The organism is Liquorilactobacillus sicerae (assembly GCF_029916425.1).
Taxonomy (GTDB): Bacteria; Bacillota; Bacilli; order Lactobacillales; family Lactobacillaceae; genus Liquorilactobacillus; species Liquorilactobacillus sicerae.
Map to the genome: position 1 here is coordinate 1 of NZ_JAHAVQ010000285.1, position 425 is coordinate 425.

General features: G+C 36.5%; 1 protein-coding gene. It reads left to right on the forward strand.

Annotation, left to right across the window (positions count from 1 at the left end; genetic code table 11):
• The coding region (locus KH893_RS12465; protein WP_281166360.1) for a glycosyltransferase family 2 protein at nt 1–425 on the forward strand (425 nt) is incomplete at both ends.

Below are 425 nucleotides of genomic sequence, written 5' to 3' on the forward strand. Positions count from 1 at the left end.
GTTTATAATCAACTGGATTTTCTTGATCAAGCCATTAAAAGTATTTTGAGGCAAAGCTACTCTAATTTGGAATTGATCATTATTGATGATGGTTCGAATTTGGAAACGCAAAATTTTTTGTCGCGAACTGCCGATTCAGATCGACGCGTTAAAGTTTTCCATCAAACTAACGCAGGACAATCGGTCGCTAGGAACAACGGACTTTTACAAGCAAAGGGTATTTATGTGTATTTCATGGATTCCGACGACTTGGTCGATACTGATTTGATTAATCAATCGGTAGCATTATCTCAGCAATTGAAGGCCGACACAATTATTTTTGATATTGGCGAATTAAACGAAAAGGGCGAACATATTTTAATGAATGATGGTCCTAATTATCAACAAACCCAATTGCTTTCAACACAGGAAGCACTTAGCTTAAT